This window comes from Streptomyces sp. NPDC050423 (assembly GCF_040655445.1).
Classification (GTDB): domain Bacteria; phylum Actinomycetota; class Actinomycetes; order Streptomycetales; family Streptomycetaceae; genus Streptomyces.
Map to the genome: position 1 here is coordinate 127,775 of NZ_JBFAJY010000011.1, position 12,357 is coordinate 140,131.

Annotated in this window: 10 protein-coding genes; 6 read left to right on the forward strand and 4 right to left on the reverse strand. The window is 68.6% G+C overall.

Annotated elements, in window-relative coordinates; genetic code table 11:
- Positions 1–115: 115 nt before the first annotated feature.
- The 3 genes from AB0I52_RS11335 (at position 116) to AB0I52_RS11345 (ending at position 1,624) form a co-directional block, all read left to right on the forward strand.
- Entirely contained in the window at positions 116–577 is a 462-nt protein-coding gene (locus AB0I52_RS11335) for a BlaI/MecI/CopY family transcriptional regulator (protein WP_363071196.1), read from the forward strand.
- A gap of 9 nt (positions 578–586) precedes the next feature.
- Entirely contained in the window at positions 587–1,144 is a 558-nt protein-coding gene (locus tag AB0I52_RS11340) for an amino-acid N-acetyltransferase (protein WP_362964138.1), read from the forward strand.
- A 144-nt stretch (positions 1,145–1,288) separates the two neighbouring features.
- Positions 1,289–1,624, forward strand: coding sequence for an Lsr2 family protein (locus tag AB0I52_RS11345; protein WP_363071198.1), 336 nt, complete (start codon positions 1,289–1,291; stop codon positions 1,622–1,624).
- Here AB0I52_RS11345 and AB0I52_RS11350 read toward each other — a convergent pair.
- Positions 1,603–2,223, reverse strand: coding sequence for an SCO3374 family protein (locus AB0I52_RS11350; RefSeq protein WP_363071200.1), 621 nt, complete (start codon positions 2,221–2,223; stop codon positions 1,603–1,605). The genes AB0I52_RS11345 and AB0I52_RS11350 overlap by 22 nt on opposite strands.
- A 429-nt stretch (positions 2,224–2,652) precedes the next feature.
- Between AB0I52_RS11350 and AB0I52_RS11355 the strand changes: the two genes are divergently transcribed.
- Positions 2,653–5,181: an ATP-dependent Clp protease ATP-binding subunit gene (locus tag AB0I52_RS11355; protein ID WP_362964134.1), complete on the forward strand. Its 2,529-nt coding sequence runs from the start codon at positions 2,653–2,655 to the stop codon at positions 5,179–5,181.
- 82 nt (positions 5,182–5,263) lie between these two features.
- On the opposite strand, the gene AB0I52_RS11360 is transcribed toward AB0I52_RS11355, so the two are convergent.
- Positions 5,264–8,494, reverse strand: coding sequence for an NACHT domain-containing protein (locus AB0I52_RS11360; protein WP_363071202.1), 3,231 nt, complete (start codon positions 8,492–8,494; stop codon positions 5,264–5,266).
- Entirely contained in the window at positions 8,491–8,883 is a 393-nt protein-coding gene (locus tag AB0I52_RS11365; RefSeq protein ID WP_363071204.1) for a trypco2 family protein, read from the reverse strand. Before AB0I52_RS11365 ends, AB0I52_RS11360 begins: the two co-directional genes overlap by 4 nt.
- 461 nt (positions 8,884–9,344) lie before the next feature.
- Between AB0I52_RS11365 and AB0I52_RS11370 the strand changes: the two genes are divergently transcribed.
- Positions 9,345–10,055, forward strand: coding sequence for a M23 family metallopeptidase (locus AB0I52_RS11370; protein WP_363071206.1), 711 nt, complete (start codon positions 9,345–9,347; stop codon positions 10,053–10,055).
- A gap of 21 nt (positions 10,056–10,076) precedes the next feature.
- Here the strand turns inward: AB0I52_RS11370 and AB0I52_RS11375 are convergent, their stop codons facing one another.
- Positions 10,077–10,661 carry a TetR/AcrR family transcriptional regulator gene (locus tag AB0I52_RS11375; RefSeq protein ID WP_363071208.1) on the reverse strand — a complete coding sequence of 195 codons (585 nt, stop codon included), beginning with the start codon at positions 10,659–10,661 and terminating at the stop codon, positions 10,077–10,079.
- Positions 10,662–10,782: 121 nt separating this feature from the next.
- On the opposite strand from AB0I52_RS11375, the gene AB0I52_RS11380 reads away from it, so the two are divergent.
- Positions 10,783–12,354: an MDR family MFS transporter gene (locus AB0I52_RS11380; protein WP_363071210.1), complete on the forward strand. Its 1,572-nt coding sequence runs from the start codon at positions 10,783–10,785 to the stop codon at positions 12,352–12,354.
- The last annotated feature ends 3 nt before the right edge of the window (positions 12,355–12,357 follow it).

Below are 12,357 nucleotides of genomic sequence, written 5' to 3' on the forward strand. Positions count from 1 at the left end.
GCCGCGCGCACTGCGCACAGCACCGTACGAAGGGCGTACGGCTCCGAGAGAGCCGTACGCCCTTTTGCTGTGTGAATAACCGGCCATTCCAGACATTTGGCACTAGGGTGACGCTGTGCCCCGCCAATTGGGAGAGCTGGAAGACGCCGTGATGACCCGGGTCTGGCAATGGAACCGTCCGGTCACCGTGCGGGAAGTCCTTGAGGACCTTCAGCAGGAACGGTCCATCGCCTACACCACCGTCATGACGGTAATGGACAATCTCCATCAGAAGGGCTGGGTGCGCCGGGAAGTGGACGGCCGCGCATATCGATATACGGCGGTCTCCACCCGTGCCGCGTACTCGGCCGCACTGATGAACGAAGCCTGGTCGAGGAGTGACAACCCGGCCGCCGCGCTGGTCGCGTTCTTCGGCATGATGTCGGCCGAGCAGCGCGAGGCTCTCCGGGACGCCATGCGGATCGTTGTGCCCGCCCTTCCGGAGGACGAGGTGCCGCCGGCCGGTGAAGCAGTCGATGAAGCGGCCGACGAAGCCACCGAAGCAGCCGATGGAGCGGAGTCGGAGGCCGGGCGATAGCGTCGGGGTATGTCCTCAGAGCTTCCACAAACCGATTTCCAGACCGAACCGTCGGTTATAAACGCGGCCATCACCGTCCGGCGCGCGAGGACGAGCGATGTGGGCTCCGTCCGGCGTCTCCTCGACGGCTACGTGCGTGAAGGCATCCTGCTCGACAAAGCGACGGTCACGCTTTACGAGGACATCCAGGAGTTCTGGATCGCCGAACGCGACGAGGACGCCCAGGTCATCGGCTGCGGTGCACTCCATGTGATGTGGGAAGACCTCGCCGAAGTCCGTACTCTCGCGGTCGATCACAGCATCAAGGGGGCCGGAGTCGGGCACCAAGTGCTCGACAAGTTGTTGCAGACCGCCCGCTGGCTGGGCGTGCGACGGGTTTTCTGTCTCACCTTCGAAGTCGACTTCTTCGCGAAGCACGGCTTCGTGGAGATCGGAGAGACGCCGGTCGACGGAGATGTCTACAGCGAGCTGCTGCGTTCCTATGACGAGGGAGTCGCGGAGTTCCTGGGTCTCGAACGAGTGAAGCCGAACACCTTGGGTAACAGTCGGATGCTTCTGCACCTGTGACCGTCGGAAGAACGCCGAGCTCTATGTCCGAATCGCGCACGTTTCCCGTCTTCTTGCGCTCCTGAACCTCTCCCGAGGGTTTGTGTTTTCCGGGGAAAAGCGGTTTCCTTTCCGCGTACTCCATTTTCGATGAAAGGAAATCCGGTGGCACAGAAGGTTCAGGTCCTTCTTGTTGACGACCTCGACGGCGGCGAGGCGGACGAGACCGTCACGTTCGCGCTGGATGGCAAGACGTACGAGATCGACCTCACCACGAGCAACGCGGACAAGCTCCGCACGCTGCTCGAGCCTTACGCCAAGAGCGGCCGCCGTACCGGTGGCCGTGCCGCCTCCGGGCGTGGCAAGGGCCGTGCGGTCCCCGGCGGCAACAAGGACACCGCCGAGATCCGTAAGTGGGCGCGCGAGAACGGCCACAATGTGAATGACCGCGGCCGTGTTCCCGCGGACATCCGTGAGGCCTACGAGAAGGCCAACGGCTGAGCAGCCGACCCATCGGAGGCCGGTCCGGTCCTGGCGCGCATCAGCCGGGCCCGGTGGCATTCCGTCGCCACGGCGTCCACGAGCCGGACGAGATCGGGAGTATCCCCACCCCTGCTCCCGAAGCGGGAGAGGGCCGGGAGCACCGGTTCCCCCTCCTGCTCGCGCAGTGGCCGGGGGGGCCGCAGCCAGACGGCGGCCCCCGGCGGGCCCGGCCGGCCCGGCGGTGGCGGAGCGGTGATCCGGCCGCCCGTGCCGAGAGCGGTCAGCGCGAGGGCGACTGGGCCCCACTCCAGCCAGTCGAGCAGTCCGGGCAGCTCATCCGCGCTTCCCGCTGCCACCAGCAGACTCATCCGCTCACCCATGAGCGCCACTGGCCCCGTGCGGCCCACCCGCCGCAGCGCCGCGTGACCGGCGGCGGCGGGGACGACGAGAGCGTCGAACCGCAGCCCGGTCAGCAGCCGCACCGGGGCGACGCCGGCGGCGGCCCAGCCGAGCTCCTGCTCGTACCACTGGGCGCAGCCGCCCCGTGGTTCACCTCCGGCACGGCCGTCCCGTTCGGCGGGAAGCGGAGTGCGGGGAGGCGGGACGGTGAGGGCCATGCCGGATGAACTCCCGATCCGGCCCCGGGGTTACGCAGAGTCCTTGATCCAACGCGTAGTGTGTCCGGGTTGGGGGCGTACGGGCGCATTCAGGAGTACGAAGATGTTCGCCCGTAGCGGAGGGAACCCGCGTACGCCGCATGGACTGTCTGTAATTGCGGGTAAGACATCCCTAGTGGGGAGGGGCGACACGCAAGTCACGGACGTCTCACGTTCGCCATCGGCGTACTGGCGATAGAGGTATCTGCCTGGCCTGCGGGAACATCGTCTCGCACCATCGGGTTGGAGCAGGTGTCGGCGTTCGGGGCAGGAGGCCATCGCGGGTGTCGGCAGTTGAAATGAGCGGTCCCCGCTTGCGGGACTAAGCTGCGGAAGGACAGGGAGGGGACCGACCCCTTACTGCCTGACCGCTCTGAGGAGCGATTAACGATGTTCGAGAGGTTCACCGACCGCGCGCGGCGGGTTGTCGTCCTGGCTCAGGAAGAAGCCCGGATGCTCAACCACAACTACATCGGCACCGAGCACATCCTCCTGGGCCTGATCCACGAGGGTGAGGGTGTCGCCGCTAAGGCCCTGGAGAGCCTCGGGATTTCGCTCGAGGCGGTCCGCCAGCAGGTGGAGGAGATCATCGGTCAGGGCCAGCAGGCCCCGTCCGGCCACATCCCCTTCACTCCCCGGGCGAAGAAGGTCCTGGAGCTGTCGCTCCGCGAGGCCCTTCAGCTCGGCCACAACTACATCGGCACCGAGCACATCCTGCTCGGCCTGATCCGCGAGGGCGAGGGCGTCGCAGCCCAGGTCCTCGTGAAGCTGGGCGCCGACCTGAACCGGGTGCGCCAGCAGGTCATCCAGCTGCTCTCCGGATACTCGGGCGGCAAGGAGGCTGCCACAGCGGGCGGCCCCGCGGAGGGCACGCCCTCCACCTCCCTGGTGCTGGACCAGTTCGGCCGGAATCTCACCCAGGCCGCTCGTGAATCCAAGCTCGACCCGGTCATCGGGCGCGAGAAGGAGATCGAGCGGGTCATGCAGGTGCTGTCCCGCCGTACGAAGAACAACCCTGTCCTCATCGGCGAGCCCGGTGTCGGCAAGACGGCGGTCGTCGAGGGCCTGGCCCAGGCCATCGTCAAGGGCGAGGTGCCCGAGACCCTCAAGGACAAGCACCTCTACACCCTCGACCTCGGTGCGCTGGTCGCCGGTTCCCGCTACCGCGGTGACTTCGAGGAGCGCCTGAAGAAGGTGCTCAAGGAGATCCGCACCCGCGGCGACATCATCCTGTTCATCGACGAGCTCCACACCCTGGTGGGTGCGGGTGCCGCCGAGGGCGCGATCGACGCCGCGAGCATCCTGAAGCCGATGCTGGCGCGGGGCGAGCTCCAGACCATCGGTGCCACGACGCTCGACGAGTACCGCAAGCACCTGGAGAAGGACGCCGCTCTTGAGCGCCGCTTCCAGCCCATCCAGGTCGCCGAGCCGTCGCTGCCGCACACCATCGAGATCCTCAAGGGTCTGCGCGACCGCTACGAGGCCCACCACCGCGTGTCCATCACGGACGAGGCGCTGGTCCAGGCCGCGACGCTGGCCGACCGGTACATCTCGGACCGCTTCCTGCCGGACAAGGCGATCGACCTGATCGACGAGGCCGGTTCCCGGATGCGCATCCGTCGGATGACCGCGCCGCCGGACCTCCGCGAGTTCGACGAGAAGATCGCGGGCGTCCGCCGTGACAAGGAGTCGGCCATCGACTCCCAGGACTTCGAGAAGGCGGCGTCTCTCCGCGACAAGGAGAAGCAGCTGCTGGCGGCGAAGGCCAAGCGCGAGAAGGAGTGGAAGGCCGGCGACATGGACGTCGTGGCCGAGGTCGACGGCGAGCTCATCGCCGAGGTCCTCGCCACCGCCACCGGCATCCCGGTCTTCAAGCTGACGGAGGAGGAGTCCTCCCGTCTGCTGCGCATGGAGGACGAGCTCCACAAGCGCGTCATCGGCCAGAAGGACGCCATCAAGGCCCTCTCGCAGGCGATCCGCCGTACGCGAGCAGGTCTGAAGGACCCGAAGCGCCCCGGTGGCTCGTTCATCTTCGCCGGTCCGTCCGGTGTCGGTAAGACCGAGCTCTCCAAGACGCTCGCCGAATTCCTCTTCGGTGACGAGGACGCGCTGATCGCCCTCGACATGTCGGAATTCAGCGAGAAGCACACGGTCTCCCGTCTCTTCGGCTCTCCCCCCGGGTACGTGGGATACGAGGAGGGCGGCCAGCTCACCGAGAAGGTGCGCCGCAAGCCGTTCTCCGTCGTCCTCTTCGACGAGGTCGAGAAGGCCCACCCCGATATCTTCAACTCCCTGCTCCAGATTCTGGAGGACGGTCGCCTGACCGACTCCCAGGGCCGGGTCGTGGACTTCAAGAACACGGTCATCATCATGACGACCAACCTCGGGACCCGGGACATCTCCAAGGGCTTCAACCTGGGCTTCGCCGCCCAGGGTGACGTGAAGACGAACTACGAGCGGATGAAGAACAAGGTCAACGAAGAGCTCAAGCAGCACTTCCGGCCCGAGTTCCTCAACCGTGTCGACGACACGGTCGTCTTCCACCAGCTCACCGAGGAAGACATCATCCAGATCGTCGACCTCATGCTCGCCAAGGTGGACGAGCGGCTGAAGGACCGCGACATGGGCATCGAGCTCAGCGCGGACGCGAAGTCGCTCCTGGCGAAGAAGGGCTACGACCCCGTGATGGGCGCCCGGCCGCTGCGCCGGACGATCCAGCGCTCGATCGAGGACATCCTCTCCGAGAAGATCCTCTTCGGTGAGCTGCGCCCCGGTCACATCGTGGTCGTCGGCACCGAGGGCGAGGGTGACGAGAAGCAGTTCACCTTCCGCGGCGAGGAGAAGTCGGCTCTGCCCGACGTCCCCCCGATCGAGCAGGCGGCAGGCGGCGCCGGCCCGAACATGACGAAGGAAGCGTGACAGGCGCGTAGCGCCCGAGCGCACCGAAGGGGCTGCCCCGGACCGGTTTCGACCGGACCGGGGCAGCCCCTTCTCCTTGTGCTCAGCGGCGCACGTCAAGTCCCTTGCCGCCGGACACCTCGCCGGAGCCCATGACGTCGACCGTGAGGCCCGGCAGCACTTCCAGCGGGGTCAGGTCGATGTCCGCACCGCTGGAAGTGCTGCCGGGCCTCAGCCGGAGCCTGTTCAGCGAGGGGAAGACCCGGGGGAGCGGACCGAGGTCAGTCAGCCCCCCGAACGGATTGAGCGTGAGGGAGGTGACCGACGGGACCACGGCCGCGCCCAGGAACTCCGGGGCGGCCGCGCGCACCGCCAGGTCCGTCACCTGAGGGGACTGCCGGAGTGCGGCGCACAGAGGGAGAACCGCCGTGGGGGACATCAGGTCCAGGATGTGCAGGCTGTCCCAGCCGTGCAGCGCGTCGATCGTCATCGGGCGCGCGCACCTGAGCATCAGAGTGGTGACCCGCGGGTGTGCGGGTATGTCACTGAGCCGGTTTGCCATGAGGCCGTCGAGGTGCAGCGCGTACAGCTTGCTCGCGACCGTGGCCCGCAGCGCGGTGGGCGGCAGGCGGCTCATGTCCAGCCGGAGCCATTTCAGTTCCGGGAGTCCGCCGAGCGGGCCGAGTTCCTGAACGTTCGGGCAGTCCGTCAACGACAGACCCATCAGTGTTCCGGCCGCGTCGGCGAGGAAGGACAGATCCGTCAGCACGGTGTTCTCCCGGATGGTGAGCTCGCTCCACGGCCTGCCGTGCAGCCCCGCCCGTAACTCGGCCGAGGCGAGTTGCCCCATGATGTCCAGGTGGGTGACGGTCGGGAGATGGCGCAGGGCCGTCAGCTGGTCCACCGCGTGGACACTCATCCTCTGGTCCTTCAGAGCTATCGCGGAGAGGACCTGCTCCGCGTAGAGGGCCGCCGGGTACCTGTCCCAGGTCTCCCGGAACCGCAGCTCGAGCCCGGGGTGTGCGAGCGCCCAGCGGCGGGCGTACGGGACGGCCTCGGCACCACCGGCCTCCTCGATCAGATCCGCGATGTAACGGGTATTCGCGGGTGTGAGGCCGGGATCGGCCGGGTCGGGGAGGTGGCGCAGCCCGGCCGGACCGAGCCGGGCGAGCAGGCGGGCCTCCCCGAAGGAGCCGGGCGGGAACAGCGCCGCCACGGCGGCGGAGACCCGGGCACGGGTCGCGTCGTCGAGCCAGGTCGCGTGCTGCGCGCACAGCGCGGCCAGGACGGAGAGCTCGGCCGGCGTGACACTGCTGTCCGGGCGCACCCGGGTGTCCAGCAGGCCGTTGACCAGTACGGGGTGCTCGCGGCGGCCGCAGTGTCCGGCGGACAGCAGGATGACGTCCTGCCACTGCTGCGAGTCCGCCCGGCCGATCAGTTCGTGGAGGTGGCCGCCCTCGATGAACTCCTTCGCGGCGAGGAAGTCCTGGAAGGTCCGGTGGGCGAACTGGTAGACGCCGTCGGCCCGCTCCTGGAGGACGCCGCTGCGGTTCAGCAGATGGGTCAGGACCTCCTGCGCCGTGCCCTGGCGCCTGATCTGCTCCATGCCGCGCAGCGCCTGGTCCAGCTGGTGCAGTGCCTGGTCGCGGTCCAGCTCCGACTGGCCGCCCCGCACCAGCCAGATCGCGATGCGCTGGAGGAGCTGGGCCTGCTCGTCCACGTTCATCGTGATGCCCTCGGGGGCGTCGATCCTGCGCCGCTTGTCGCGGTTTCCGAGCAGCATGGCGAGTGCGGAGTCGTACAGGCTCCAGCGGGTCTCCGGCAGGAGGCCCTGGCGCCGCCGGTGCAGGGCGCAGATCACGGCGCACAGGAGCGGGGTGCGGGCCAGATTGCTCAGGGTGGAGTTGGCGGCGAACTGCCGGGTCAGATCGTGTTCGAGCTCGGTCAGAGTCGCGTGGTCCGGGTCGTCCAGCCGGGCCGCCCGGTGCCAGGCGGCGACGAAGGCGGCGATGTCCTCGTTCCGCATCGGCAGCAGCCGCAGCTCCTCGAAGTCCTCGGACGCCAGCCAGTCCGGGGCCACCGCGTGCGGGCGCACGGTCGCGACGCAGCGGGTCGCCGGGTAGCGGCGCAGCATCCCGGACAGCCAGTCGTACGCGGCCTCGCGGTCGTCGGGCGGGACCTCGTCCAGGCCGTCCACGAGCAGCAGCCCGCGACCTGACTCCAGTACCCGCCCGGCCCAGCCCTCGGGCGGGTCGTCGACGGCCGGCCGGGCGGCGGTGGCCAGCTGCCCGACGGACGGGAACGTACCGCCCCGGGCCCGCAGGGTGCGCAGCGGGACGACGAACGGGACCAGTCCGTTGAGCGCCGTCAGCCGGGGCCCGAGGGTGCCGGCCGAGGCGTGCGCCGCCAGCCACCAGACCAGGGTGGTCTTCCCGGCGCCCGCGTCGCCCCGCAGCAGTACCCGGGGGCGGTCGGAGAGCAGTGTGTCGATGCGCCGGGGCCCGGGGTGCGGGTCGGCGGGTGCTCCGGGGCGGTCGCGCGACTGTGCCTCCAGGCTGAGGTAGGCGGTGTCCAGGTCCCATTCGGAGTCGTGCCGGCCGAGCTCGTCGAGCCCGAAGATCTTGGTGCGCCGGTACGCGGCGCCGAGCGCGGCCGCGTACTCCTCCTCGTAGCGCAGATCCCTGGGGAAGTGGCCGTGGACCCGTTCCCAGGAGAGCTCGTGGCCGGTCTCGCGGTAGATCAGCCGGAAGGGCTCGGAGGTGACGAGCGGGTCGAGGGGTACGCATTCCACCCGCCGGCCCCCGTGCCGGGGCGGGATCTGCCGGGCGATGCCGAGCAGGACGCTGCCCGCGAAGACCGGGCCGCCGGACAGTCCGCGCAGTGCGGGCGGCTCGTGGTCGGCCCCGGCGGACGGACCGTCGAGCTCGCAGACGAGCAGCTTGCGCACCCGGCCCGCCATGGGCAGCACGGTGGCGGTGTACTGGTCGGCCTCCAGATGATCGTCGGGGCCGTAGCGCTGTACGTCGGGGAAGCCGGTGATCTCGCAGTCGGCGAGTGCCTGGCTGCTCTGCAGGACGCCGAGCCGTACCGGTTCGACCGGGAACAGCGGGGCCGGGGTCTCGACGAGGGCGGCGTCGAGGCCGTGGTCGATCCAGACGACGGCCGAGTCCGTGTGGCCGGTGAGGTCCGGGTGCGCGACGGAGCAGCGGCCGCCGCCCTTGACGACGTGGGCGCAGGTCAGCACCAGCCGGTCGGTGAGCAGGACACCGCTGCCCTGGACGGAACCGGCGCCCAGGACCACGACGGTGCGGTCAGCGGGCCGCACGGCTGTCACGGCCGGGGCCGCCCCTGGCCGAACCGCGCGGTACTCCCGTCGCCCTCGTGACCGATCTGCCAGGCCTCGCCGGTCGTGACGTCGCGGGGTTTCAGGGTGAAGGCGACCTTGTGGGTCTGGCCGGTGGTGCGGCCCGCGTCGGCGCCGGCCTCCACCACCCAGGCCTTCACCCGGGCGGAGCCCTTGGCCTCCTTGCGGAGTTCGAGGGTGAACTCCATCTGGATGTCGCCGACCTCGAAGGCCAGCGGGCGGCCGGTGCCGCGGGTGGCGGCCTCGATGAGCTGGTTGCGGACCGACTCGACGGCGTCGGCGAGCTCGATGCCGTCGAGTCGTCCCGTGTCCGGCCTCGTACCGCCGTTTCCGCCCGTACCTGCGGTGTTGCCGGTCATGTGACGTCCCCCCGGGAGCCGATCGGTTTTCGCCGTATCAGCGTAGTCAGGTTGCCCGCCGAAGGTCCCGAATCGGACGGCCTTTGGTCCCACCGGCGGTGACAAGGCGCACAGCCCTTTCGGGGCCTACTAGGCGGCTTAGGAGAAAGTGCCGTGATCGCGGGAGGGACCTTCGGCCCTGTGCCCGGCGGGACCTCGGGGTCCGCTGGGTGAAGTGCCCCGATAACGGGGTCATGTCCGATTGGGCCGGTTTGGAACTGGGGTTAAACGTCTCCGGGCGAAGAGATCCGAAGGTGGGGGAGGGGTCGGGTCCGGGACCCTCGGAATCGAATTCCCGGGGCTACGGCTACGGCTTTTCTTCGTAGATGGGGGGTTTGAGCATGGGCGGGGGTGCGGGTTACCAAGGGATAGCCAGCCCGGCCGGAGTGCCGGGTCCAGTCATCTCCGGAGGTTTTCCGCTTATGTCGAAGCGCGTTACGTTCAAGCACTCCCACCGCCCGTCCGCTTCCCGTGTGCGCGGCGCCGTGGTGGCGGCCGGTCTGGGTACGTCGATGGTTCTCGGTGCGGGCGCTGCGTTCGCGGCCGGCACGACGGGGACCGCCGGCACCGCGAGCCTGGTGAGCAGCGCCACCGCGGCCGACTCGGTCGCCGAGCAGGCGGCCGCGCAGGGCAAGGCCGCCGAGCACACGGCCGCGAAGAAGGCCGATGCGGCGAAGAAGAAGGCCGAGGCCAAGAAGAAGGCCGCGAAGAAGCTCAGCTGGGGGACCCCGGTCCACCGCTACCAGCTGAGCGCGAGCTACGGCAACGACGGCAGCCGCTGGTCGCACAAGCACTCCGGCCAGGACTTCGCCGTGCCGATCGGCACCAAGGTCGAGGCCGCGCACAAGGGCACCATCGTGAAGGCCGGCCCGAACGGCGGCGGCGACGGTCCCGCGTACGGCAACGCCGTCGTGATCAAGCACAGCAACGGCACGTACTCGCAGTACGCGCACCTCTCCAAGATCGACGTGCACATCGGCCAGTCCGTGCAGAAGGGGCAGAAGATCGCCCTCTCCGGCAACACCGGCAACTCCAGTGGTCCGCACCTGCACTTCGAGATCCGGACCACCGCGAACTACGGTTCCGCCGTCAACCCGGTCAACTACCTCCACAAGGCGGGCGTCAAGGTCTGACCGGCCGCGACAACAGATCCGCTACTGGTCGGAGCCCGGGGCATGCGCCTGGGTCACCAGATCGACGGCGACCTCCAGGACGGCCTTGCGTTTGTCCTCGAGGTCGCCGTCGACGTCCTTGAGGGCGAACATGCCGGCGTGCATCGTGAAGAGCGCGCTGAAGCACCGCACCTGGTCGACGATCGGTGCGTCGGGGTCCCTGATCAGGTCGATGAGCCCCAGGACCCGGCCCTTGATCGTCTGGCCGATGCTCAGGTCGCGTACGGTCGCCTGGTTCTCCTGCATGAAGCGGAAGAGCGGGGCGGCGTCGGTCAGCACCTCGCTGTAGCGGCCGAGGATCTCCTTCTTCGTCTCCAGGGTGCGCGGCTGCTCCCGGCCCCAGGCGATCAGGTCCTCGACGGGCCGGTTGAGGTCCTCGAAGATGCTGGCGAGGATGTCTTCCTTGGTCTTGAAGTGGTAGTAGAGGGCGGCCTTGGTGACGTCCAGCTTCTCGGAGATCTCACGCAGTGAGGTCTTCTCGTAGCCCTGCTCGGCGAAGAGGGCCAGAGCGACGTCCTGGATGCGCTGACGGGTGTTTCCCCGGCGCGGCTGTGGCGTGCTGCTCATGGTGCTCTCCCCATACTTACTTGACGCCCGGCTAGTGCGGGGGTACTTTCCCCCAGTGTAGTCAACTAGCCGGGCGGCAAGTAAGGGTCCGGTGTACAGGGGATCTGGGGAGTTGGGGAACATGTCGGACCTGAAGACGGCGACAGGCGGGAAGGCGGTCGGTCGCAAGCCGAAGCGCGAGCCGCAGCAGCGCAGCGTACGAGTGGTGATGCTCGCGCTGATGATCGCCATGCTGCTGGCCATGCTCGACAACCTGATCGTCGGCACCGCGATGCCGACCATCGTCGGTGACCTCGGCGGTCTTGAGCACCTGTCCTGGGTCGTCACCGCCTACACCCTGGCCACCGCCGCCTCCACCCCCATCTGGGGCAAGCTCGGCGACATGTACGGCCGCAAGGGCATATTCCTCACGTCCATCGTGCTCTTCCTGATCGGCTCGGTCCTCAGCGGTATGTCCCAGGACATGGGACAGCTGATCGGCTTCCGCGCGATCCAGGGCCTCGGTGCCGGTGGGCTGATGGTCGGCGTCATGGCGATCATCGGTGACCTGGTGCCGCCCCGCGAGCGCGGCAAGTACCAGGGCCTGATGGCCGGTGTGATGGCGGTCGCCATGATCGGCGGCCCGCTGGTCGGCGGCACCATCACCGACCACCTCGGCTGGCGCTGGAGCTTCTACATCAACCTGCCGCTGGGCACCGTCGCCCTGGGCATGGTCACCGCCGTACTGCACCTGCCCAAGCGCGAGCGCACCAAGTCGAAGGTCGACTATCTCGGCGCCGGGCTGCTGACGGTCGGCATCACCTCGATCGTGCTGGTCACCACCTGGGGCGGCTCGCAGTACGACTGGAACTCCGCCATCATCATGGAGCTCATCGCGATCGGTGTCGCGTCGCTGGCCGGCTTCCTCTTCGTCGAGACGAAGGCCGCCGAACCGATCATCCCGCTGCACGTCTTCCGCAACCGCAACTTCACGCTGATGTCCGTGGTCGGCTTCATGTCGGGCTTCGTGATGTTCGGCGCGGTGCTCTTCCTGCCGCTGTTCCAGCAGTCCGTCCAGGGCGCGTCCGCGACCAACTCCGGACTGCTGCTCCTGCCGATGCTGCTGTCGATGATGGTCGTCTCGCTGGTCGCCGGCCGGGTCACCACCAGCACCGGCCGGTACAAGATCTTCCCCATCCTGGGCTCGGTCCTGATGGTGACCGGCCTCTTCCTGCTCTCGCTGATGGACACCGACACCACCCGCTTCACCTCGGGCGTCTACATGGCGGTGCTCGGCGCGGGCATGGGCTTCCTGATGCAGATCACGATGCTCGTCGCGCAGAACAGCGTCGAGCTGAAGGACATGGGCGTCGCCTCGTCCGCCACCACCCTGTTCCGCACGCTCGGCAGCTCCTTCGGTGTCGCCATCATGGGCGCGCTGTTCACCGGACGGGTCAACGACGAGATGGCGGCACGCGGCGGCGGCGCGGCCACCGCGCACTCCGCCCAGCTGGACGCGGCGAGCCTGGCGAAGCTGCCGGTTCCGCTGCGTGAGGCGTACCAGTTCGCGGTGTCGTCCGGCACGCACATCGCCTTCCTGGTGGGCGCCTCGGTCGGACTGGTCGCCCTGGTGGCGGCGCTCTTCGTCAAGGAGGTTCCGCTGCGCGGAGCGGGGCCGGAGACGGCCAAGGCCCCGGTGGCCGACGCCGTGTAGGTC